Genomic DNA, 22,553 nt, shown 5'->3' on the forward strand with positions numbered 1-22,553 from the left:
AAACAAGGGCTACTTAGTCATTATTTTTCCTAGCAGCTAAAATCACTAGGAGATGAAATAGCCACTAGAATATTTTCTGTTTATAAGTTACTATTTGAAATTTGTTTCTTGGTCATTTTCCCTAATTTTGTTCAACGGATGGAATTTATAAAAAAGGTAGCCAATGCATGTTATTTTTATGAAAAGTAATTGAGATAGTTGTTCAAACATGTCGGTAATGAGTAATGGAGGTACTAATGAAATACGAGGTTATATTATTCGATGTTGATGATACATTATTAGACTTTAGTATATCGGAAAAAAGGGCACTACATAGAGCCTTCCTTGAGTTCGGTTTACCTACAGGAGTCAAGGATTATGAAGCCTGTTATCAAGAGATTAGTAGGGTATTATGGAGAGATTTGGAACAGGGACTTACTAATCTATCAGAACTGGGAGTGGAGAGATTTAAGAGGTTGTTCCTCAAGCATGAGCTTGACATCGAGGCAGAGATGTTCAGCCGTGTGTATCTTAACTATTTGAGTAAGGAAATCCATCTTTTACAGGGAGCTGTGGAAGTTTGTGAGAATCTAGCAGATTGTCGTCTAGCTATTATTACTAATGGATTCACCGATGTGCAGACATCAAGAATTGGCGGTTCTCCTCTTAGCAATACTTTTGAGCATATTATAATTTCTCAAGAGGCGGGATTCCAGAAACCTGCAAAGGGTATTTTCGATTATGCGTTCTCTAAGTTACAGATTACAGACAAAGCTAAAGTTTTAATTGTGGGCGATTCTTTGACCTCCGATATTCAAGGAGGAATAGATTATGGGATTGACACCTGCTGGTTCAATCCGCATCAAAAGGAAAATAATCTAGGAATTAAGCCAACATATGAAATTCGCGAGCTGACTGATCTTATAGAGGTTGTAGGGCGTAATAAGGAATAGTACAACTCTAATCGGTTATCTATGGAGCCTAATAGAATGACTTCATTACAATGATAGTATCCCCCTATAGTAGACAGTTGAAAGAAAGGCGTACTGTTTATTATGGAGGGGATTTGTAACAAGATATCATTCAAAAGTACTTCTTATATTTCTTTAATTTATAGATGACTGTAGGCTGGCTAACTCCCAAATATTCTGCCATTTCGTAAGTGGTTTTACATTGTTTGTATGCTTTAGTAATCAGTTGTAATTCAACCTTTTCTAAAGTCTTCTTTAGATCGTGATTCTCGTCTGATTCCTGTTCGATTGTTTGGGAAGAGGAATTTTCTGTTTGTTCTATTTGTCCTGTGATGGCTTGGGGAAGGTGTTTGGGAAATATAATGGGTTCCTCAATGATCAGAATTAACTGTTCAATTAAATTTTCTAATTCGCGTATATTTCCTGGCCATTGATAATGATTCAATACTTCATAAGTCGTTGGATGGAATTTTTTTAATTTCTGGTATTTATCATTTGTTTTCTGTAAGTAATGTTGAATTAAGAGCGGTATATCTTCTTTACGTTCATGTAATGCAGGAATTTGGATAGGTATCACATTCAAACGATAAAACAAGTCTAATCTAAACTTTCCCTCACTTACCATCCCCTTCAAATCCTGATTTGTTGCTGCGATTAGCCGGAAGTTAATAAGGCTTTCTTTTTTTCCACCGATACGCTTTATTTTTTTTTCTTGTAACACTTTCAATAATTTAGCCTGCATGGCAAGTGGAAGTTCCCCGATTTCATCTAAAAAAAGAGTACCACTGTCAGCTTGTTCAATCAGCCCCTGCATTCCTTGTTTGTTTGCTCCTGTAAAAGAACCTGGTTCATAGCCAAATATCTCTGATTCAAACAAACTTTCCGGTATTGTGCTGCAATTCACCTCAATAAAGGGTTCTTTCTTTCGATTGCTTTGATTATGAACAGAGCGTGCAAATGTACTTTTCCCTACCCCTGATGGTCCTAATAAAAGAATCGTGGCATCAGTTTTAGCAACATTGTGGATCGTTTTTAAAATCTGCTTGGTTGCATTACTTCTAGCAATCATATCGTGGTAATCTAGTTCTTTTTCCCTTAAATCCTCGACTTCTGTTTGATAGCCTTTTACTATTCGTTGTAATTGCTCGTATTGTTCCTGCAATTGCAATATCTCGGTTTGATCCTGACCATAGCTAATTACCCTAACGAGAAGACCTTCTTTATTAAAAATGGGATAGCCTGTTGACATGACAACATGCCCTGTTTGTGTATGCTGCATAATACGCATCGCTTTTTTTTCTTTTAAAACGAGTGCATTGATAGATGGTGTGAGAAGTCCCTCTTTTTCTAATTGATATACAGATGTACCGATGTATGAGGCAGGTTCCATACCATAAATCTCCCAGAGTTTTGGATTGGAGTATAAAATGATACCTTTTTCGTCTGTAATTGTAATGTTATTATTCGATGTTTCGATAATTTTTTTTAACTCCTGCTCAAGCATTCTATCATCCAATACGTTCGCCTCCTTTTATTTTTATAGGTGTTGATTAAAATATTAATCAAAAAGAGCGAATAATCAAAAATTAAATTAGAGAATAAGGGTTTGATTTAATTTTAAATCAAATTCTTATAAAAAAATAGCTAAAATCGTCGTAATTATCTGAAAAATAGTTGGCGTGAATCTTGCTTAAGTAATAGGTAAGATGAAAATTATGAAAAACATGGGGGCGTTTACTATGCTGTAGCAAATATCCAGTACATATTGCCAGTGCGTCTACAATAGTTTTCACAAGTGAGGGTCTCAAATACGGCGTTCTAATTAAGTCTACAAAAATAGTTGCAATAGAAAAAATAGGTGCTTGAGCACATGGTAATACTATTAATCGATAGATTTACTATGACAATCTGAGAGTGTTCCTTCCTACTAATCGTAAAGTATATTTTAAAAATCACATTAGAATATATGCCAAGGTTGTGGCAGGAATGGAATTTGTAATTATACAAATATAGTAGAAATTTAGGAGGATATTACATGATGAAGTATCAACCGAAGGACTCATTCAAATCACCCCGTTTTTGTGGAGTGCGCACATTTATGCGTCTTCCATTTGTTGAACAGCTAGATGAACATATGGATTTTGTCATTACGGGTATTCCATTTGATTCAGGGCAATCATTTAGAACTGGGGCAAGATTTGGCCCAGAAGCTATTCGCGATTTTTCGATTCTTTTGCGTCCTTATAACCCTGAACAGGATATTAACATTTTTGATTATATATCAGGGATTGATTATGGGGATATTCCAATCATTCCGGGCTATATTTCTGAAACATATAAAAAGATTGAAGAAGAACTTACTCCTGTCATTGAAAAAGGGATCATTCCTATTTCATTAGGAGGCGATCATTCTATTACTCTAGGAGAGTTACGCGCAATCGTAAAAAAACATGGGCCAGTTGCCTTGCTTCAATTCGATGCCCACTCCGATACGTGGGATAGCTATTTTGATCAAAAATATAATCATGGAACCGTTTTTCGCCGCGCAATAGAAGAAGGTCTCATAGATGTATCTCGATCTCTACAAATTGGTATGAGGGGAGGACTATACGGACCGGAGGATCTTCAGGATGCTCGGGATTTAGGCTTAGGCGTTTATACGACGAACGATTATAAACGAATGGGTGTTGAGAAAATGCTAGAGGTCATTCATGAGCGAGTAGCAAATGGCCCTGTCTTTTTATCCTTTGATATTGATTTTCTAGATCCTGTTTATGCACCTGGAACGGGGACACCGGAAGTTTCAGGGGCCAACATTGATGATGCTTTAACCTTTGTTAGAGGTTTGACGAATATAGATTTTGTAGGATTTGACCTTGTTGAGGTTTTACCTGCATACGATCACGGACAAATCACCGCCGCCGCCGCCGCTAATATTGTCTATGAGTTCATCACACTTATCGCTCTTGCAAAAAAAGAAAAACTGGAGAAAAAAGAGAGAGTGGAAGATTTGGAAACACAGCTTAACAAATAATTTCCTTTTCAAATGGATGGAAGGAATCAGTGGAAATGTCATTCCTTCCATCTTTAAAACACAGCGATATATTAAACCAAAAAACCCCAAAAGGAGATGTGTAAATGCATATTTTGGATATAACGATCATGATTCTATATTTTTCTGTTTTAATCATTGTAGGAGTAATCGGATCTAAACGGGCAAAAACGGCAGATGATTTCATTGTAGCTGGGCGTAATCTAGGGCATTTTATGTATTTATCATGTTTAGCTGCTGTAATATTAGGGGGCGCTTCTACTTTAGGAACAGCAAAGTTAGGTTATCAGTTTGGAATATCCGGTATTTGGCTAGTGGTAATGATCGGGTTAGGCATTATCGCAATAGGGTTATTTTTAACAAATAAGATATTTGATTTAAAAGTTTTGACGATCAGTGAAATGCTGGAGAAGCGTTACAATTCACAAACACGATTGATCAGTGCCTTAGTCTCGGTTATCTATACATTTATGTTGACTGTAACGCAAGTGATTGGAATGGGGACGATTTTACATGTTTTGGCTGGTTGGAATTTAACAATTTCCATGATAGTCGGGGGTGGAATCGTTTTATTTTATACAATATTAGGAGGAATGTGGTCAGTCACTATGACTGATGTCGTGCAATTCGTCATTATGACGATCGGTATTTTCTTTATCATGCTTCCAATGAGCATCTCTAAGGCAGGAGGGTGGGGCTCACTTAAAGAGAATCTCCCTGCATCACATTTCGAGTTAGGCAACATTGGCGGAGAGACAATTTTTCAATATTTTTTACTATTTACCTTAGGGGTAGTTGTGGGTCAAGATATTTGGCAGCGTCTTTTTACCGCACGAACCAAAGCGATTTCTCGTGGCGGAACGGTTGGAGCAGGAATATATAGTGTTTTTTACGCGATTGCAATCAGTATCATTGGAATGTGCGCTTTTATTATCCTTCCTAATTTAGGCGATCCACAAAATGCTTTTACTAGTATAGCAATGGAAACTTTACCTGCTGGTCTATTAGGTGTTGTCATTGCAAGTGTGGTCTCCGCTCTTATGTCCACTGCTTCAGGAACATTGCTTGCTTCATCTACTTTAGTTGTTAATGACATCATTAAAAAATATATCGGTCCAGGAATGAGTGAACGTCAATTTTTAAAAACATCTCGGATTACAACTTTAACGATTGGTGTATTGACGATAATCGTCTCGATATGGATTCAAGACATTTTAGTTGCATTAGATGTAGCTTACGCAATTTTATCCGGTGCTGTGTTCTTTCCGATCATTCTTGGCTTCTTTTGGAAGAGAGTCACGGCTACAGCTGCATTTTACTCCATTCTAGCTAGCATGATCGTTATTATTGTGGGATTGGTGATTAATGGGCCTTCCTCCACTCAACCAATTCTGTACGGGCTCGCTACTAGTTTTGTGGTTATTACAATACTTACTTTAATGAGTTCCAAGAATGAAATAAATCAAGATGTAGAAGGTAATGACGACGTGGATACCATAGCTAATTGATGATACGCCCAAACAAGCAAAAAATGATTTAAGGGGGAAAGAAAAATGACAAAGACAATTTCCTTGGAACCAGCAACATTCAATACATTGGAAGAAGAACGTAATCATCGGAAAGAAAGATTGGCAGCTTCATTCCGTCTTTTTTCAAAATTTGGTTTCGACGAGGGGATAGCTGGACATATTACGGTTCGTGATCCTAAATATACAGACCATTTCTGGGTCAATCCGTTTGGGATGCATTTTAGTCAAATTTCCGTTTCAGATCTTATATTGGTTAATCATAAAGGTGATATTGTAGAGGGTGAACATTCAGTGAATGGTGCTGCCTTTGCCATTCATTCAGAAATTCATAAAGCTCGACCGGATGCCATTGCAGCGGCACATGCTCATTCGGTCTATGGAAAGACATGGTCTTCTTTAGGGAGATTACTAGATCCGATTACGCAAGACGCCTGCCAATTCTATAATGACCATGCATTATTTGATGATTTTACTGGTGTGGTGTATGCATCTGAAGAAGGGAAACGCATCGCTAGGGCTCTAGGTCAATACAAAGCTGTCATTCTCCGCAACCATGGGTTGTTAACAGTGGGCCAATCTGTAGACTCAGCTGCTTGGTGGTTCATAACCATGGAACGTTCATGTCAAGCACAGATTATGGCTGAATCTGTAGGTAAGCCCATTTTTATAGAAGAGGAGTATGCCAAATTAACAGCAGAACAAACGGGAACTGAATATGAGGGATGGCTGAGTTTTCAACCTCTTTGGGATAGAATTAGAAAAGAGCAACCAGATTTCTTGAAGTGAACATAAAAAGTAATTCCAGAAAGAAGATAAAAAGAATCAAACGGTGAAGCTCTTGGTTGGGCTTCACCTATTGTAATGAAGATGGAATGAATTAGAAGAAGAATTCAAATTCACAGATTGTCGCCCCTGCAATGAATAAAAAAGGAATCAATAGGTTCTTGAGGAGGTTTAATAATGCCCAGTTCTAAGAAAGCAGCTCCTTCACTTTATGTAAGGGTCGATATACCGGAAAAATACATAAACAAGTTTAAAGAGATTTGTTCTGAAGTTGTTGTCGAACCATGGGAATTCGGCGAACCTGAACCACAGGCAACTGTAGATTTATCAAAGTTCGATGTCCTCTATACGTCGGGACTTCACGATAATCTTAACATACTTAAAAAGGCTCCAAAGATTAAATGGATCCATTCAGATAGTGCGGGAATGGAGGCCATGCTGAATGAAGACATTCAAAACAGCGATATCATCATCACCAATGTAAAAGGCTGCACGTCTGTTCCGATTGCCGAGCATACAATTGCCATGTTATCTTCGCTAGCGAGAGGTGTGCATACAATAATCCGAAATCAAATAAATAAAAATTGGGTTGAAATTCCTGTGACGGACCTTGAAAATGCAACAGTGGGCATAATCGGGTATGGCGACATTGGCTTTGAAATTGCAAAAAGATGTAAAGTACTTGGAATGAAAGTGATAGGATGTCGTCGGAACCCCGACAAAAGGAACAAAGAATATGAACCTGCTGATTTGATTATGGGCATGGATCAAGTGGATGAAGTACTTTCTCTATCAGATTTTATTGTATTAGCTCTCCCATTTACCAAAGAGACCTCTTATTTTTTTAATAAAGAACGGTTAAATAAAATGAAAAAAGGTAGTTACTTAGTTAATGTTGGTCGCGGAAATACCATTGTCGATGGAGATTTAATTGAATGTTTGAGCAATGGGCACATAGCTGGTGCAGCACTTGATGTGTTTGAAGTAGAGCCTTTACCTAAAGATCATCCTTTTTGGCAGCTTGAAAATGTAATAGTTTCTCCACATAACGCATACAACTCTTCAAAACATCTAGATCGTGTGATGGAGTTATTTTTGCAAAATTTAAAGCTTTTTTCTGAGGGGAAGCCACTGATAAACGTCGTTCATAAACAGCTGGGTTATTAGTAGTAATGGGCTCGTTGATAAAAATACATTATAGATATTTTTTTGAGGATATGAAAAATTCAAATTTTACATGTGAAACAAGAGTCATAAATGTGAGAGACTGCAAAAGCCTAAAACGCTTTGTGGTCTTTTTTATATTTTAGACCTTATGATCTAGTAATTTATTAATATATTGCATTTATGAAAGATGATATTTCAATATTGAAATATTACGAAAGGTATTTAGACGTTTTATCAGTTTAATAGTCTGAAAAATCGATAAATAATATGATTATCAGTTTTGGCATGAATATTGCAACGTTCTTGTATAAATCCAATAAATGAGGTGAAGTCCATTGACCCGTTACGAATATGGCGGTGATGAGTTTATTTTTGTTGAATTAGCTGAGGCAATGAGTCTTGAAACGAATTTTAAAGCAATGGCAATTACTAAGGCGTTACGAGAAAAAAAGGTATCAGGAATACTGGATATTTGTCCATCCAATGCTTCTTATATGATTCGGTTTAATCCAGATCTCATTCATCCAGATGATTTAATTTCAAAATTGAAAGAACTTGAACAAGATGTTACGTTGGAGAACTTTGAAATAACTGCACGTGCAGTTGATGTACCCATTTTATTTGAAGACCCTTGGACACATGAGGCATTAATGCGTTTTAGAGATCGACATCAGGATCCAACATCAACAGATATTGAATATGTGGCACATACAAATGGCTTTCAATCAAAAGAAGATTTAATTAAATCAATTACGGATGCCCCTTATCTTGTGTCGATGATAGGTTTTGTACCGGGGTTGCCATGGTGCTATCAAATGGTTCCAAACGAGAAGCAAATCGAGGCACCTAAATATGTCCGCCCTCGAACATATACGCCAGAGAGAGCATTCGGATTCGGCGGTTCATTTGCTGTTATTTATCCGGTACAAGGTGCAGGTGGTTATCAATTGTTTGGAACTGCTGCAGCACCGATTTTTGAAAAAGAGCAGCGTTTACATGATTTTAAAGAGTCAATGACCTTCCCTAGACAAGGGGATGTTTTTAGATATCGAAGCATTTCGATGGAGGAATATGAAGATATTCGAAAACAAGTTGAAAATGGGGAATTCCGATATTTGACGAAGGATATCACCTTTAAACCGAAAGATGTTCTCGAAAATCCAAATGCGTTTTCAGAATCTGTGATAAGGAGGTTATATGCATGATTAAAGTTATTAATCCTGGACTTCAAACGACTATTCAAGATTATGGAAGAATTGGCTTTTATGAAGTGGGGATGCCACCATCGGGAGCAATGGATAAATACTCATACAGAGCAAGCAACTTACTTGTTGGGAATGATGAAAATGCAGCTGTTCTCGAGATTACTTATATGGGGCCAGTCTTAGAATTTCAACAAGATGTAACCGTTGCTATTGCAGGAGGGGAAATACCGCCAAAGATTAATGATCAGTATGTTCCAATGTGGGAAACTTTAGAAGTTAAGGCTGGAGATGTGCTGTCATTTGATTTTGTTAAACAAGGAGCCCGGGTGTATTTAGCGGCAGCTGGCGGAATTGAAGTGCCGCTTATTATGGAATCACGGTCCACATATACTTTGTGCGGAATTGGAGGTTTCGAAGGAAGGCCACTCCAAGCTGGGGACCATTTGAAAATCGGTAATGCTAACCAATCAAAGATTGCGATTGGAACACGGATAAGTGATGAATTAATTCCGGTCTTCTCAAAAACGAATGAGATTCGTGTTGTTGTAGGATTGTGCAGTTATCGTCTGACTGAAGAAAGTAAAAAACGCTTTTTCTCCATCGATTGGACGGTTACAACGGAAGCAAACCGTGTTGGCTACCGTTTTAAAGGGGAGCGTTTGAATTTCGTAGAGCGTGAACAACCATTTGGTGCCGGTAGCAACCCTTCTAATGTGGTTGATCTAGGGTATCCAATCGGATCCATTCAAGTACCAGATGGTGTCGAACCGATTGCTTTGTTAAACGATGCTGTGACAGGTGGAGGCTATGCGACGATTTGTACAATTATTAGTACGGATTTAGACAAGATGGCTCAAATTAAAACAAATGAGAAGGTTCGGTTTGTTGCTGTTGATATTAATGAAGCCCTTGAGGCGAGAAAATTATACAAAGATAAAATCAATCAAATGAAAATACAAGTATTAGGACAAATAGGGGGAATCAATCATGGCTGAACAAAAAACAGTTCTATCACCAATCCCAGGAGTATTTTATCGCAAACCAGCGCCTGATAAAGACGTGTACGTAAAAGAAGGAAATACAGTTAAGACAGGCGATGTTCTTGCTATGGTGGAAGTTATGAAAAACTTCTATGAAATTAAAGCAGAAACAGATGGGGTTCTTGCGCAATTCTTTGTTGAGGACGAGGACCTTCTAGACGCTGGACAGGAAATAGCGGTAATCATTGAACAGTAATCATTTTTGTGGAAGGAAGGAGGAAAAGTAAATGGGCTATTTTAAAAAGGTGCTGATTGCAAACAGAGGGGAAATTGCTAGGAGAATTATTCGTACATGTAATAAGGAAGGCATTCAAACAGTCGCTGTCTACTCCGAAGCCGATGCAGAGGCTCCTTATGTCAGTGAAGCGACTGAAGCTGTATGCATAGGTCCGGCTCAAGCGAAAAAGAGTTATCTTGATATTGAAAAAGTGATTCAGGTAGCAAAAGAAACACATGCCGATGCTATTCATCCTGGGTATGGATTCTTATCTGAAAATCCGGAATTTGTACGCAGATGTGAGGAAGAAAACATTGTCTTTATCGGTCCCTCTGCGGAAACAATACATATTATGGGCAGTAAGCTTGAAGCTCGTACCCAAATGCAAAAGGCGGGCGTAAGGGTTGTGCCAGGTACGGATAAAAGCATTGAGTCAGTTGATGAAGCATTGCTGATTGCGAACGATCTTGGTTACCCGCTCATGTTAAAAGCTAGCGCCGGTGGTGGTGGTATTGGGATGCAGCTTGTTCAAAATGATGCCGAGCTAATAAAAGTGTTTGATGCGACGAAGCAACAAGCTACTTCATTTTTTAAGGATGGAACTGTCTTTTTAGAAAAATGGATTTCAAAACCCCGCCATATTGAAGTGCAAATTGTCGCTGATACATACGGAAATGTCTTACATTTATTTGAACGGGAATGTTCAGTCCAGCGCCGAAATCAAAAGGTGATAGAAGAAAGCCCTTCACCATTTCTAAATGATACCCTTAGAAAAGAATTGTTAGATGCAGCCATTCGAGGTGTAAAACAAATAGACTATACAAATGTAGGCACAATGGAATTCATTTTTGATGAAAATCAAAATTTCTATTTTCTTGAAATGAATACTCGTCTGCAAGTAGAACACCCAGTAACTGAAGAAATAACGGGACTGGATTTAGTTGAACTACAGTTAAAAATTGCTGCAAAGGAAAAACTGACAATCACACAGGAAGAGATAAACAAAACAGGACACGCGATTGAATGCAGACTTTATGCAGAGGATCCTAATACTTTCTTTCCTAGTCCTGGAGTAATTTCTAGGTTGAAATTACCTGAAAACGATGTAAGGTTTGATTTTGGCATCATTGAAGGCAGTGCGGTGACCCCTTTTTATGATCCGATGATCGGTAAAATTATTGTACACGGCATCACACGTGATCAAGCAATCGAAAAAATGCAGCGAGTGCTTGATGAGATTGACGTACAGGGAGTTAAAACAAACCTCATGCTTTTAAAACAAATCATGAAAAATAACCAGTTTATAGGTGGTAATTATACGACTCAATTTTTAGCAGAAAATAAAATTCAAGTGCTTGAGGGGTGAAAACAATGTTTAAGGTAGATTTGAACTGTGATATGGGTGAAAGCTTCGGTCTTTATGAATTAGGTAATGATGAAGAATTAATGCAGTCCATTACCTCGGCTAATATTGCATGTGGTTTTCATGCCGGAGATCCCCATGTTATGAGAAAAACAGTGGAACTAGCAAAGAAATATGATGTTGGGATTGGTGCGCATCCAGGGTTTCCTGATTTATTGGGCTTCGGTCGTCGCTTCATGACCTGTACACCCTTAGAAATTAAAGACTATGTGATGTATCAAGTAGGTGCTTTAAGAGAATTCAGCGCTGCAGCAGATGTCAAAATCCAGCATTGTAAACCACACGGAGCTTTATTTATGAAAGCAATGGAAGATAAGACTATAGCACGAGCAATATTAGAAGCAATTCATGCTATTGATCCAAAAATGGTCATATTTGCGCTTAGCCAATCTGAAGTGATGGAAGAAGCGATAAAAATGGGTGTCCCTGTTGCAAAAGAAGCTTATGCTGACCGGGAGCATACTGAAAGCGGATCCATTTTGTTAACGAGAACAGGCGCACAAATCAATGATTATGAAGAAATGGCGCAGCGAGTTGTTCGTATGGTCAAAGAAGGAAGAGTCATCACACACGATGGAAAAGATGTTTCCATTAAAGCAGAGACCATTTGTATTCATGGAGATACACCAGGAGCGCCAACTCTGGCTAAAAAGGTTGTAGAAGCTTTAAAAGAGGGCGGCGTCGAGATTGTACCTATTAAAAAGATTATCTAGTAAGGTACTGGTCCTAAAATGTATATTGGTATAGTAGTTGACCTTTAAATATTGAAATATGCTCTTTAAAAAGGATTTATAGATTAGTCGACTAGTAGATGACTCCGGTATTGAATGCCGGAGTCATTCTGTTTAGCCCCCAATATAACGAATTGTATTGTAATTGTATCCCTCTAGACACTCTTCAATTAATTTGTAAACTTCTCAAACTAAGCCTTAGTTCTTTCACTTGTCGTTGAAATTTCAGATACTTAATAAAAGATATAATCGACCTAATAATCAAAATAATATATATATTAAAATACTTCTGAATTCATATCTTTATCTATAAAAAGTATAATAAAATAAAGATTTAGTTATCGGGAGGGGTGAGTAAGTTGATTATTTGGAACGATATTCTTAAACCGATTTCAGTATATGTTAATATTCAGAGCACTATTGGATCTGTCATTCAAAAATTATCAGGTCATAAAGCGAATATTGTGTTTATAAAGGATAAGGGGTCTTTAGTGGGCTATAGCACAATGGAGATTCTAATGCACCAAATTGCTCAAAAGGAAGACTTATCACAGCCGATTAGCTATAAAAATGATATTTTAAAAGTCCCACAGTTCACGCCTGTTGAATTTTTCCATAACGTTTCTCTGATTATAGGGGAAGATGCTAATGGAGAAATTGTCGGCTACACTACAATTGAACAAGCACGGAATAAAATCAGTGAGTTGAATTTGAAGGATTTAAATCTCCTTTTACATGGAGCTGGAGTAGGAATTGTCCGAACGAATATCGATTACCAAATAGAATACATTAATGAAACAGCAGAAAGTATTTTAGGTCTTCACCGTTCATTTTTACAGTTTCGAGACTATAAAATGCTTTTAACTATCGATAAAAATCTTGATAGAGTCATGACTGGGGAAACTCTTATAAATGTGAACGCCTCTATTAACTTTAAACATACAGTAGGGAATTTTTACCCCTTAAGAATGGAAGATAAAATAAAAGGACTCATACATATTTTTTTCTCGCGTGAAGTTTTCGAGGATTCTGTTAAAGAATTAGACTTTGTTCGAAATCTGAATTCTGATTTACAAACGGTATATGCTTCTTCCCAGGAACAAATACTCGTCATTGACGAAGGCGGCAACATCATTCGAGTAGCGGGTATGTTTCTTCACGATTTTTGGAAAGTGGATAATCCAGAAAACATAATTGGTAAGCATATAAGTGAGTTTACTAGAAAAAACATTTTTCAGCCTAATGTTTTTGAACTATGCAAGAAACAAATGAAAAAGGTTACATCGATTCAGGATTCCATGGGGAAAAGTAGAGTCTGGTCGGTCGCAACCCCGGTATACCACGAAGGGAAATTAGAAAAAGTAGTTGTACTTTCAAGGGACATTACACAAGAAAGATCCTCAATTTTAGATCAATCGGACGAAGGTTTTCAACCGCTACAATATCATGATGATTTAAACATTAACGAAAAACAACTTGTTTATCGTTCGAAAACGATTGAGCGCTTAGTAGTAGAGATAAAGAGAGTAGCCCAATTTAATTCGACAATTTTACTCGAAGGTGAATCCGGTGTTGGGAAAGAAGTATTTGTTCACCATATCCATTCAGCCAGTCCACGGAGTAACAAGCAGCTAGTTCGGATTAACTGCGGTGCAATTCCAGAGAATCTCATAGAAAGTGAATTGTTCGGTTATGAGAAAGGGGCATTTACTGGTGCAGATAAAAATGGGAAAGCAGGCTTGTTTGAGATTGCTGATAACAGCACGCTTTTTCTCGATGAAATTGGTGAACTCCCTTTAAATATGCAAGTGAAGCTATTACGTGTGTTGCAGGAACGAGAAGTGACTAGAATTGGCGGGACCCAGCCGAAACCTGTAAATGTTCGAATTATAACGGCAACGAATAAGGATTTACGAGAGTTGGTGAACCAAGGTGAATTCAGGGAGGATTTATACTACCGATTATATGTTATTCCATTTAGTATTCCGCCATTACGTGAGCGAAAAGAAGATATCTTTCCTTTGGCCATTTATTTTCTGGAACAATTTAAAAAAATGTATGATATCAAGAAAAGCTTCACACCAGAAGCTATTGAAGTTTTAGAGACATATGCATGGCCGGGAAATGTAAGAGAACTTCAAAATATAGTGGAGCGATTAACGTTATTGGGCGAGGGAGAATGGATAAAACGAGAGCATGCATTGAAATTTCTGTACGGGGAAGTTCAAAAAAAGAAAACACAACTAATGGTTTTAGAAATAATGCCACTTAAAGAAGCGGTAGAAGAATTAGAAACTCAACTTATTCAAAGAGGGATGCAAAAATACGGCACTGCCGATAAATTATCTAAAGTACTAGGTGTTAGTCCTGCGACAATAAGCAGGCGGATGAAAAAGCTGAAATAATAAAGGGGGCGACAATTATTGTTTAATTTGCCTGAAACTCATTTTAATTTCGGTGGAGACGAATACATATATGCTGAGATTTCTCGTGATATGAGGATTGAGAGTAACTTTAAAGCAATTGCGGTGACGGAGGAGCTGAGAAAAAGAGAGATTCCAGGCGTTATTGATATTGTTTCATCCAATGCCTCCTATTTAGTTCGGTATAACCCGGACATCGTCTCAGCAAGAGATTTGCTGGACTATTTAAAAGAAATAGATTTGACGAAAAGCAATCCTGAAAAGTTAAATTTATCAGTACGAATAGTAGAAATACCAGCATGGTACGACGATCCAGTGTCAAGAGAATATTCCATGCGTTTTAAGAGCAGACACCCTGCCCCTGACTTAACAGACTTTGAATATGTGATGAAAGTAAATGGGTTTACCGACAAAGAATCTTTTATAAAATCTCATTCAGAGACACCCTATTTAATTACGATGGTTGGATTTCTGCCAGGAACGGGTTGGCATTTTCCGCTTGGATTGCAGCCAAAAGAGATCATTCAAGCACCAAAATATAATAGTCCCCGTACAGAAACGCCGGAAAGAGGCATTGGTATAGGTGGTGCATTCAATGTGATTTATCCAGTCAATGGACCAGGTAGCTATCAACTAATAGGACGATCAGCTATCCCTTTAGTAGATAAAACAAACCCATTAGAAGAGACTTCTTTTTTGGCAAGACCAGGAGATATATGGAAGTATCGTCCTGTTAAGGAATCTGAATATAATGAGATCGAAAGCAGCGTACGTGCTGGAACGTATCATAATAAAGTAAAAGAAATTGATCTTTCTCCACTTGAATATGTACAAAAAGGAAAAAAGTATATCGATGAGCTCATGGAGGATTTTTAAATGATAGAAATTAAGGAGCCTGGGTTATGGACAACGGTACAGGACATGGGACGCGTAGGGAAGTATCATCTGGGCGTACCGCCATCAGGAGCAGCTGATAAATATTCATTTATTATTGGGAACCTACTTGTAGGAAATCCAGCTGAGTTTGCATCACTTGAGATGACATTATTAGGGGGAGAGTTTGAATTTCATAGAAATTTAATTATTGCCCTTACAGGTGCTCCAATGGAAGCATACTTAAATCACCAACGATTATCTTTCTGGGAAACCCACCAAGTAAAAGAAGGAGACATTTTAACGATAAAAGCTTGCCAACAAGGGGTGAAAAGTTATTTAAGTATCTCTGGTGGCATAAAGGTTCAAGATGTTTTAGGTAGTAAATCAACCTACGAACTAAGCCAGATTGGCGGCTTTGATGGCAGAAAGTTAGCCGTAGGCGATAGAATACAGATTAATGAACCATTGCCAGGGGCTTCAAAACAGGTTGGTAAATCTGCTCCACTAGAATTCGTCCCAACCTTTAATGATTTTCAAGAATTACGTGTCACGATGGGGTTATCGGGTTACTTATTGAGCGATCAAGGGTTAAAAACTTTCCTCAATTCGGAATGGATCGTTTCGCATGAATCCAACCGGGTTGCTTACCGATATACTGGCCCAAGAGTGTCATTCACTGAGCAATATCCACCATTCGGTGCAGGAACTAGTTTTTCGAATGTTGTTGATTTTGCGTATCCTATAGGATCTATTATGTTTACAAATGAGGAAGAACTGATTGTTTTACATAATGATGCAATGACAGGAGGGGGGTTTGTTACAATAGGAACCGTCATAAGCCAAGATTTAGATTTAATTTCTCAATCTAGACCTTTATCGAAATGTCACTTCATCACAGTTACTATTGACCAGGCCATCCAAGCGCGAGCAGAAAGAAGAAAAAGGATGGAAACGCTGGTCGGTCTTATTAAAAGGTAAGTAATGACTTAAACTTTGTACCAAAATAATAACTGGAGCAGGATGTATGAGTATTAAATGAAGAGGCTCAAAATAACTCGATAGCAGAAGCGGAAATCAAGAGCTTCTAGTCAGAGTTTAGATTGAAGTCAACTTCCTATTAATATGAACTTTCGATTTTTCAATGAACATGATTATTACGAGAGCACACTCTTACTGGGTGTGCTCTTTTTTTATTATTAATGCACTATTGCCGTTGAAATGCCAGTACTTCATGTTTTCCTGTATAGGACAATCTCTGATCAGGAAATGCTTGATGTAAGGAGGCGATGTATGAGTGGGTACTTTTGAAGTTCTTTCCCTAATGCTAAGCTTTGGCATGTTTGTAATTGCTATTCTTGATTTTAAAAATCATGACAAGAATCCTTGAAGATAACGATATATGTTTTTAAACGATAGTCCGCTATTCTATTGATGGAAATGTTTTTATTAAAAAGGCCAGTGTCCTAAGGATGGTAAAAGTTTTACGATTCTTTTTACTTGCAGAGAACACCCAATGAGGTGTTCTTTTTGTTATTGATAGGTATGCCTGAATCAAAGAAAATCCTATCATTGTTGCTATCTACATTGACAAAAAAATGATGTGTCAGTATAGTTCTAATAGACCGGTTGATATAATTTTAAGGAGTGATTCAGCTATGGCAGACAAAAGTAGCTCAAAAGAAGTTCTGATTGAAGCTGCTTCTCGACTTTTTCGAATACGTGGATATTATGGTGTAGGGCTTAAGGACATTATTGAGGAAAGTGGTATTCCTAAAGGCTCGCTGTATCATTATTTTCCTAAAGGAAAAGAAGAATTGGCTATTGAGGCGATTAATCATACAAAAGAAATGGTTGTAGGTGAAATTCAGCGAGAATTTGATGAAATTGAAGACCCTATTAAAGCAATTCAGGCTCATATTTATCAATTATCCGAGGTTTTTGGCGAAAATGGTAATCTTTTAGGCTTGCCAATCGGAACAATAGCGGCTGAAACATATACGACAAGTGAGCCTATAAGAATGGCCTGTCAAGAAGCTGTAACGGATTGGCAATCTATTTATGTGAAAAAATTACATGAGGCAGGATACAGTGAGAAGCGGTCTAAGGATTTGAGTATCGTCATTAACGCTTTAATAGAAGGTGGTATTCTTTTAGCTTTAACGGCGAAAAGTGGGGAACCTCTCCACGCTATTGCGGAGCAGATACCAATATTGTTGATAAATAAATAAGTCATACGGAAAAATTATTATAGGCTTAGGTCGATGCAGTTAGTAATTGGAGGAATTTTTTATGTCTACAGATGCAACACAGCAACAAAACCCAGTCATTAGAACGACCCCTATATTAATCTCTTTTTTAATTGCAGGGTTCATTGGGTTATTTAGTGAGACAGCTTTAAATATGGCACTTGGCGATTTAATACAGGAATTCAATGTTAGTCCTTCTACTGTGCAATGGCTGACAACGGGGTATCTATTAACATTGGGGATATTGGTTCCAGTTTCGGGGCTCTTGATTCAGTGGTTTAATACTCGTCAATTATTCATTGCATCAATGGTGTTCTCTATTATCGGAACGCTCATTGCTGCAATAGCACCTGGTTTCGGCCTATTAATGCTAGCTCGTGTCATCCAGGCAGTAGGAACGGGACTTTTACTTCCGCTTATGTTTAATACCATCTTGGTAATTTTCCCAATTCATAAAAGGGGAGCAACCATGGGGTTGATGGGGCTCGTGATCATGTTTGCACCAGCCATCGGACCGACAGTTTCAGGTTTGATCATCGAAAATCTGACTTGGCATTTTATTTTCTGGGTGTCTTTGCCGTTCTTTGTGATCGCTTTGCTATTTGGTCTCAAATATATGCAAAATGTTTCAACGATCACCAAGCCTAAAATCGATGTACCATCCATTATTTTATCGACCATTGGTTTTGGGGGAATTGTTTATGGCTTTAGTATTGTAGGAGATCAAGGATGGAGAAATGCGATCGTTCTATCCTCGATCATTGTAGGCCTTGTAGCACTATTCCTGTTTGCTGTAAGACAATTCAACATGGATAAACCGATGATTGACTTGCGTGTTTTTAAATATCCTATGTTCACGCTAGGGTTAATAACCGTCTTCATTACCTTCATGATTATCATGTCATCTATGATCCTATTACCATTATACCTGCAAACTGGGCTAGCATTAGCTGCGTTTTCAGCAGGGCTTGTACTTTTACCGGGTGGCGTACTGAATGGTTTCATGTCTCCAATTACGGGGCGCATTTTTGATAAATTTGGACCAAGAGGGCTAGTGATTCCAGGCTTTATTATCATGATTGCTATGTTATGGACTTTGACGAACGTAACGACTGAAACCTCTATCATTATGGTAATCGTCATGCATACTTTCCTTATGATTGGTGTTTCGATGGTCATGATGCCTGCTCAGACAAATGGGCTGAATCAACTGCCGAAAAATCTTTATCCAGATGGAACGGCTCTTATGAATACATTACAACAAGTATCGGGAGCCATTGGTACGACGGTTGCTATTACCATCATGTCAGCATCTCAAAAAAACTATATGGCTAGTGTAGAAGACCCATTTGACCCATCAACCATTAGCGGTTCATTGACTGCAGGTGTTCAGGATGCCTTTGTTTTCGGGCTAGTCCTTGCAATCGTCGGTTTGATTGTGTCGTTCTTTATTAAAACAGCTCGCGATAAATAAGGAAGACCTCTTAACGTAATAACATAAAGAAGCCAGCAGAGAATGGAGTTTCTCTGTCTGGCTTTTTTATTGTTTGTTTGGCTCTGTTAAAGGATTGATTTTGAGAACAAGAAAACATATAAAATTTTAGAGGAATAAGGGTCAACCACTTGTCATCCCTCTGGATAGAAACAAAAAGATTATGAAGCGCCTTTGTCGTTTTGTGCTTAACAAAATTCACTAGCTGTAAGGAAAAGCCCATTCATTAAATTAGTTAGTATTGAGCATGTAAAGGTTCTCTAAGCAGAGAAGCCAATTCGAATAACTTAGATTTAACCAGTTTTATTTTATCTCCATTGCATTCCATATTTCGATCACAGCTGAAATATTCAGAAGTTATAATAGGCACAGGTTGGTCATTATAATATGTAGGGAGATAAAAAAATGAATACTTTTAAATTTACACTGTTAATACTCTTAACAACATTTTTAATGGGTTCTTCTTTTGCTGTAGGTAAAATAGGTTTGTCTTATTCAACCCCGTTGTTATTAGCAGCATTACGCTTCACACTTGCCGGACTCTTAATGGTAGTAATCGTTATCGCTTTAAAAAGACCGCACCCAGAATCTAAAAGAAACTGGATAAAGATGCTTATTATTGGTACTTTCCAAACAGCCGGTGTTATGGGGTGTATTTTCTTAAGTTTACGAACCATTACAGCTAGTGAATCCTCAATTCTAACATTCACTAACCCTTTACTTGTTGTTCTATTCGGTACCGTATTTTTACAAACGCGCTATAAACTTTATCAATGGATTGGTGTTCTTTTAGGATTAGTAGGAGTAAGCATTACAATGGGAACGCAAATTGAATTTAAGATTGGTATTCTTTTTGGCATTCTTTCTGCTGTTTTTTGGGCAATTTCAACATTATTAGTTAAAAAATGGGGATTGTTTTTCGATACGTGGGTTCTATCTGCTTATCAGATGTTTTTTGGTGGATTACTACTTTTACTTAGCAGCTTTATTCTTGAAAAACCAGTCTTCATTTTGAACGGTAATTCATTGTTCATTTTATTATGGTTAAGTATTATGTCTTCTATTGTTCAATTTGCCGTCTGGTATTATCTCTTACAAAAGGGTGATCCAGGAAAAACGAGTGCCTTTTTATTTTTGGCACCTTTCTTTGGTGTATTATCTGGCTGGTTACTATTAGGGGAGACGTTATACCCTTCAATCATAGTTGGTGGCTTGTTTATTATAATTGGTGTCTATCTTGTAAATAGAAATTTCCAGCAGAAAAATAACCAAGTTAAAAGAGCTTTATAAATAAATCGTTTGCTCTAAGCATTCAAGCGCAAATGTAACCCCTCATAGTGTTCAGAAAAAAATAAGTTTCTCTTATCTGTGAACTAAGGAGGGGTTTTTCTCCGCTGTTAAATTACACATTTATATTAAAAGCTTGTTTAAACCCTACTTTTCCTTTATCTGTGACTTTAACAGCGCGAATTGATGGAACTTGAATTATCCAACCTAATTCAAAAAAGTGTGTCATAAGTCCATGTCCTAAAGAGCCAGCAAGATGATGATGACGCTCACTCCAGTCTAGACATGCGTGAGAAAATGAGCGGCGTTTTCTTTTTAAGATACATAAATCAAGGCCGAAATCAGTAAAAAACTGTTCTCCTTTAGGTGTAACCACAAATTCTCTTTCTTCTTTTTCCAAATAACCAGCATTCAACATCGATTCGGTTAAATCGACTCCTAATTTTCCTGCTAAATGGTCATAGCAAGTTCTTGCTTCCCGAAGCAATTTTACCTGACTAGATTGTTTTAAAGAACGCACTTCAGGAGGCGGAGAAATCGCAAGGAACGATTCTAAAATGCGCGCGACTTCTCCATTTGCTAGTTGGAAATAGCGATGACGTCCGTGTTTTTCAACGTTAACAAGGTTACCTTCTATCAATTTAGAAAGGTGAAAGCTGGCTGTTTGAGGTGTTATCGCAGCCATAAAAGCTAATTCACTGGCTGTATGAAAACGTCCGTCCATTAAACTCGTTAGAATTGTTGCCCGCGACGTTTCTCCAAGGAGAAAAGCAACTTCCGCTACATTTGGATTTATATTCATTTTCACCATCCTTTCTGCATTCCACATTTCGATTATAGTTGTAGTGTCTATCGTTTTCAATGAATAATAACAATTCCAAGGGGGAACATGATGAACACCTATACTATAGAAATATTTACTTCTCAAAGAACAGACCACGTTTCAAAAGGATCTGCAAGCATGGCAGATAAGGTGATAGAATTTGGAAGGTAGCCTGGATTTATCAGTGTTGAGAGCGAAAGAGATCACGAAGGGCATGGTTATTTTACAGTCCCTTATTTGGAATCCAGTAGCACAACAAAAAGGAAAAGAAATGTAGTACAGAAAAATACAACGTGCAGATTTGTAAAGTAGTAAGAGCTATTCTTTTATAGGGAGTAAATGAGTTGTCCATTTTAGCTGAAAACAAATGTACAGTCCCTGGTTGCTAAATGGAAGCAGCTCTTTTTCTTATTGGCTATGTTAAATCTAATAACGAAGTGGAGCACGTCATCATAAACGGCAGTAAGAAAGAATATGTAAAGAAAGGCATCTACCACCTCAATAATATTAATAATTACCATTCCCGTTTAAAGAAATGGATAAGTCGTTTTAATGGTGTTTCTACGAAGTATTTACAACTTTATTTAGTGTGGTTTCAATTTCTCGACAATAGGAAAATGGAAAGCGATTTGAGCAAGAAAAAGCAAATGCAAATGCTTATCTTGGCAAGTGTTCATGGAACTTGGGAAACTGCAGATAAGTTAAGACTGAGAAACTTCGCATTCTAAGTGCCAAGATTATAGGAAAATAAAAATGCACATAAAAAATGAGCTGGGAAATGTATCTCCAAGGTCATGTATTTTACTGTCCGTTTTTTACTTAAACACCCTAGGTGAAGAAGAAAATGACTATACTACTTATTAGATAAAAGGAAAACCGTGTTCAGTCATTAAAAATCCACACATTAAATTCCTCATTTTGTTCTTGTAAATACCATCCTGATTTATCATAATAATCATTTAAATAGGAATCAGTCGGACATAGTGAAATGATAGGTAAATCATTTATCGTTTTTAACATCTTTTTTAATAACCCTTGACCGCGATAAATTTCACTAATCGCAAATTGGTATAAAGATATTTTGTTTTGTGTTTTTTTTCGGTAAAACCGAAAAGCCCCTACTACTTGACCTTCTACTGTTGCCACTATCATTTGCTTTCTTCTTATGGCTGCTTTAATTCCAAGAGGACATAAAAACTCTTCAGAATAAACCGCACTGTTATTGCGGTCTGAATTTTCGTTGAAGAACGACACAACTTCAGGTATATGAGTTGGATTTGCTAAGGCTATCTGCATATTTCTCCCCCCT

At 37.5% G+C, this 22,553-nt stretch carries 20 protein-coding genes and 1 pseudogene; 18 read left to right on the forward strand and 3 right to left on the reverse strand.

Translation table 11 applies throughout. The features are described 5' to 3' along the window. The first annotated feature begins 236 nt into the window (after positions 1-236). Entirely contained in the window at positions 237-932 is a 696-nt protein-coding gene (locus NST21_RS04495) for a YjjG family noncanonical pyrimidine nucleotidase (RefSeq protein WP_340887952.1), read from the forward strand. A gap of 130 nt (positions 933-1,062) precedes the next feature. On the opposite strand, the gene NST21_RS04500 is transcribed toward NST21_RS04495, so the two are convergent. Further along, complete coding sequence (locus tag NST21_RS04500; protein ID WP_340892453.1) at positions 1,063-2,454, reverse strand: sigma-54 interaction domain-containing protein; 1,392 nt, start codon at positions 2,452-2,454, stop codon at positions 1,063-1,065. Positions 2,455-2,985: 531 nt separating this feature from the next. Between NST21_RS04500 and speB the strand changes: the two genes are divergently transcribed. From speB to NST21_RS04575, 16 genes are all read left to right on the forward strand, one after another. After that, positions 2,986-3,984 (forward strand): agmatinase, encoded by a 999-nt coding sequence (gene speB / locus NST21_RS04505; protein ID WP_056527527.1) that lies wholly within the window; start codon positions 2,986-2,988, stop codon positions 3,982-3,984. Positions 3,985-4,088: 104 nt separating this feature from the next. Next, positions 4,089-5,510, forward strand: a complete 1,422-nt coding sequence (locus NST21_RS04510; protein ID WP_340887954.1) for a sodium:solute symporter — start codon at positions 4,089-4,091, stop codon at positions 5,508-5,510. Positions 5,511-5,555: 45 nt separating this feature from the next. After that, complete coding sequence (locus NST21_RS04515; RefSeq protein ID WP_053344614.1) at positions 5,556-6,317, forward strand: class II aldolase/adducin family protein; 762 nt, start codon at positions 5,556-5,558, stop codon at positions 6,315-6,317. A gap of 174 nt (positions 6,318-6,491) precedes the next feature. Next, positions 6,492-7,481: a D-2-hydroxyacid dehydrogenase gene (locus NST21_RS04520; RefSeq protein ID WP_340887956.1), complete on the forward strand. Its 990-nt coding sequence runs from the start codon at positions 6,492-6,494 to the stop codon at positions 7,479-7,481. A gap of 335 nt (positions 7,482-7,816) precedes the next feature. Next, entirely contained in the window at positions 7,817-8,686 is an 870-nt protein-coding gene (locus NST21_RS04525) for a 5-oxoprolinase subunit B family protein (RefSeq protein ID WP_053344616.1), read from the forward strand. Continuing rightward, on the forward strand, positions 8,683-9,681 hold the full coding sequence (locus NST21_RS04530) for a 5-oxoprolinase subunit C family protein (RefSeq protein ID WP_340887957.1): 999 nt from the start codon (positions 8,683-8,685) through the stop codon (positions 9,679-9,681). The genes NST21_RS04525 and NST21_RS04530 overlap by 4 nt, the downstream gene beginning before the upstream one ends. Further along, positions 9,674-9,922: an acetyl-CoA carboxylase gene (locus NST21_RS04535; protein WP_053344618.1), complete on the forward strand. Its 249-nt coding sequence runs from the start codon at positions 9,674-9,676 to the stop codon at positions 9,920-9,922. Before NST21_RS04530 ends, NST21_RS04535 begins: the two co-directional genes overlap by 8 nt. Positions 9,923-9,953: 31 nt before the next feature. Continuing rightward, positions 9,954-11,309 carry an acetyl-CoA carboxylase biotin carboxylase subunit gene (locus NST21_RS04540; RefSeq protein ID WP_340887958.1) on the forward strand — a complete coding sequence of 452 codons (1,356 nt, stop codon included), beginning with the start codon at positions 9,954-9,956 and terminating at the stop codon, positions 11,307-11,309. 5 nt (positions 11,310-11,314) lie between these two features. After that, entirely contained in the window at positions 11,315-12,079 is a 765-nt protein-coding gene (locus NST21_RS04545; RefSeq protein ID WP_340887959.1) for a LamB/YcsF family protein, read from the forward strand. A 377-nt stretch (positions 12,080-12,456) separates the two neighbouring features. Further along, positions 12,457-14,502: a sigma-54 interaction domain-containing protein gene (locus NST21_RS04550; protein ID WP_340887961.1), complete on the forward strand. Its 2,046-nt coding sequence runs from the start codon at positions 12,457-12,459 to the stop codon at positions 14,500-14,502. Between the two features lie 18 nt (positions 14,503-14,520). Beyond that, the gene (locus tag NST21_RS04555) at positions 14,521-15,396 is read left to right on the forward strand and encodes a 5-oxoprolinase subunit B family protein (protein WP_340887962.1); all 876 of its coding nucleotides are present in this window, start codon (positions 14,521-14,523) and stop codon (positions 15,394-15,396) included. Continuing rightward, a complete protein-coding gene (locus NST21_RS04560; protein ID WP_098175965.1) occupies positions 15,397-16,374 on the forward strand; it encodes a 5-oxoprolinase subunit C family protein in 978 nt (325 codons plus the stop codon). It abuts the gene before it with no gap. Between the two features lie 316 nt (positions 16,375-16,690). Beyond that, positions 16,691-16,783, forward strand: a complete 93-nt coding sequence (locus tag NST21_RS28690; RefSeq protein ID WP_223305372.1) for a putative holin-like toxin — start codon at positions 16,691-16,693, stop codon at positions 16,781-16,783. A gap of 268 nt (positions 16,784-17,051) precedes the next feature. After that, complete coding sequence (locus tag NST21_RS04565; RefSeq protein WP_340887965.1) at positions 17,052-17,624, forward strand: TetR/AcrR family transcriptional regulator; 573 nt, start codon at positions 17,052-17,054, stop codon at positions 17,622-17,624. A 61-nt stretch (positions 17,625-17,685) separates the two neighbouring features. After that, positions 17,686-19,116, forward strand: coding sequence for an MDR family MFS transporter (locus tag NST21_RS04570; RefSeq protein WP_116821497.1), 1,431 nt, complete (start codon positions 17,686-17,688; stop codon positions 19,114-19,116). 423 nt (positions 19,117-19,539) lie between these two features. Beyond that, positions 19,540-20,424, forward strand: coding sequence for a DMT family transporter (locus tag NST21_RS04575; protein WP_340887969.1), 885 nt, complete (start codon positions 19,540-19,542; stop codon positions 20,422-20,424). A 112-nt stretch (positions 20,425-20,536) separates the two neighbouring features. On the opposite strand, the gene NST21_RS04580 is transcribed toward NST21_RS04575, so the two are convergent. Continuing rightward, the gene (locus NST21_RS04580) at positions 20,537-21,223 is read right to left on the reverse strand and encodes an ArsR/SmtB family transcription factor (RefSeq protein WP_340887972.1); all 687 of its coding nucleotides are present in this window, start codon (positions 21,221-21,223) and stop codon (positions 20,537-20,539) included. A 446-nt stretch (positions 21,224-21,669) separates the two neighbouring features. Here NST21_RS04580 and NST21_RS04585 point away from each other — a divergent pair. Further along, positions 21,670-21,972: pseudogene (locus NST21_RS04585) on the forward strand (IS1595 family transposase); the annotation flags it as partial. 154 nt (positions 21,973-22,126) lie between these two features. Here the strand turns inward: NST21_RS04585 and NST21_RS04590 are convergent. Continuing rightward, on the reverse strand, positions 22,127-22,540 hold the full coding sequence (locus NST21_RS04590; RefSeq protein WP_340887974.1) for a GNAT family N-acetyltransferase: 414 nt from the start codon (positions 22,538-22,540) through the stop codon (positions 22,127-22,129). Between the last annotated feature and the right edge of the window lie 13 nt (positions 22,541-22,553).

Origin of the sequence: Peribacillus sp. FSL K6-1552 (assembly GCF_038005205.1) — a bacterium.
In the GTDB taxonomy this organism is placed as follows: Bacteria; Bacillota; Bacilli; order Bacillales; family DSM-1321; genus Peribacillus; species Peribacillus butanolivorans.